The following is a 1,946-nucleotide window of genomic DNA, read 5'->3' on the forward strand; positions in this document are numbered from 1 at the left end:
TCGTAGGCCAGGCCATGAACGACGGCCTCGATCGAGTCGGCGATCAGCTCGCGCGAAAACAGGGAAAACTTCATTCCCTCGTGATTCATGCTGATGCCGTCAGACACCGAGACGGTTGAGAACTCCCGCGGCGTGCCACCGGCCTCCTCGATCCCCGCCCTGGCCGCATCCACCTGGAAGTCGTGCGTCATGTTGCAGGGCGTCTGCTCGCCCTTCATGCTGACGACGCCCACCATCGGCTTGGCAATCGCTGCGTCGTCCAGGCCCATCGCACGCATGAACGCGCGATGTGGAGCCCGGTCGAGGCCGTCAGTCGTGACCCGAGATCGCAATTTCTTCATGCGTTCATCATCTTCTTGCGACGCCCGGGGCGATCGGGCGTCGCGATCTCCTTGTCCCGAAGTGGCCCGATCGCCTATTGCAACGGCGCGACGATCGTCGGATGCTTGAATTGCGCGACATCCAGCTTCGGCAGCATTCCCGTCTCCGCGTAGATATCCAGCATCTTCTGGATCGCAGGGAAATTTGGCGCCGCACCCGGATCTCGGCCGAAGTCATTGTCCTTCAGCAGGTAAGTCTCGAGCACCGGAACGGGCGCCTTCAGCACCTCCGACACGACCTTCAAAGTCTCTTCGCGGTTCGCCAGCGCCTTCTTCATGCCCGAGGTGATGTCGCGGACATAGGCCTTGACCAGCTCCGGATTCTTGTCGACGAAGTCGGCACGACAGGCTTCCAGGATGTGCACGATGTTCGGCATGGCCTGCGACAGCGAGAACAGCTTCCGGGTGCCACCTTTCGCCTCCGCGCGCGCGGCAAACGGCTGATTCATATTGACCGCGTCGACGCGGCCTTGGCGCAGAGCGTCTTCCGAGACGGCAAAGCCAACCTCAACGAGCTTGATATCCTTGGCCGGGTCCACGCCATTTTGCTTCAGGAGCAAATTGAACGGCCCCTGCGTCCCGCCGCCGATCACGGAAATCCCGACCGTCTTACCCTTGAGGTCGGCGATCGTCTTGATCGGGGAGTCGTCCATCACCGCCCAGTAGACCGAGAAGCCGCCAGGCTTCTCGAAGACGTGCTGTGCCACGATGTAGGCCTTGAGATTTCCCCCGACCACACCATTGGAGAGCGACAGCGGCGCCTGCGTCGCGCAATCCAGCGCCCCGGCCGCCAGCGCCTGCGTCATCGGCGCGGTGCCCTGGAATTGGGTCCATTCGATGTTGTAGGCCTTGCCGATATTGGGAAATTCGGCCGGCCTGCGCATCATCCAGTACTTGGATTCTTCGGCGGGGATCGTCCAGCCGACGCGGATCGTCTGCTGCGCCCGTGAGGGGCTTGCGCCCGCGATCATGGCCGCCACAGCCCCTATTGCCAGCATCCACCTCGAAACCGTTCGCATCGTGCCCGCTCCGTTGCTCCGGCGCCGACCGGCGCCACCCAACCCGACCGATCCAAATGTTTCATGGTTCAAACAATCAAGCAAGCCATGCAAGCCGGCCCGGTTTCGTCATGGGACCCGCCATGTATGGTAAGGCGGCGGTCGCGCGCCGTTACGCTGCGACAGAAGGAGGCAACTTATGGCTGATGCAAGCACGGCAAACCCGCCAGGCGTCGAGAGGCTTGGCTATCTCGGCCTTGGACTGATGGGGACGCCGATGACCCGGCGCCTGCTCAAGGCCAGCCATCACGTCACCATCTGGAATCGCTCGCACGCCAAAGTAACTCCGCTCGTTGAGGCCGGCGCCAAGCGCGCCGCCACGCCTCGCGAAGTCCTGGCGAACTCGGATATCGTCTTCATGTGCGTGACGGATGCTGCGGCCGTGGAAGAGGTGATCTTCGGATCCGAAGGTCTTTCAACGGCTCCCGGCGCAGGGAAGCTCGTGGTCGATTTCTCGTCGATCCACCCCGATGCCGCGCGCGACCTTGCGACGCGGTTGAAAGACGCC

At 62.7% G+C, this 1,946-nt stretch carries 3 protein-coding genes; 1 reads left to right on the forward strand and 2 read right to left on the reverse strand.

The genetic code is table 11. The annotated features are described in order from the left end of the window. Positions 1-341: dihydroxy-acid dehydratase domain-containing protein (locus ACXJL8_RS39810; RefSeq protein WP_456686898.1), on the reverse strand; the 341-nt coding region annotated here is incomplete at its 3' end. 74 nt (positions 342-415) lie between these two features. Beyond that, positions 416-1,399 carry an ABC transporter substrate-binding protein gene (locus ACXJL8_RS39815; RefSeq protein WP_456624312.1) on the reverse strand — a complete coding sequence of 328 codons (984 nt, stop codon included), beginning with the start codon at positions 1,397-1,399 and terminating at the stop codon, positions 416-418. Positions 1,400-1,577: 178 nt separating this feature from the next. Between ACXJL8_RS39815 and ACXJL8_RS39820 the strand changes: the two genes are divergently transcribed. Further along, a partial coding sequence (locus ACXJL8_RS39820; RefSeq protein ID WP_456686899.1) for an NAD(P)-binding domain-containing protein occupies positions 1,578-1,946 on the forward strand: 369 nt, incomplete at its 3' end.

The sequence above is a fragment of the Bradyrhizobium sp. P5_C11_2 genome, assembly GCF_054049755.1.

Coding starts and splice junctions, on each gene's coding strand:
- ACXJL8_RS39815 (WP_456624312.1), bottom strand. CDS start 1,399: ATGCGAACGGTTTCGAGGTGGATGCTGGCAATAGGGGCTGTGGCGGCC.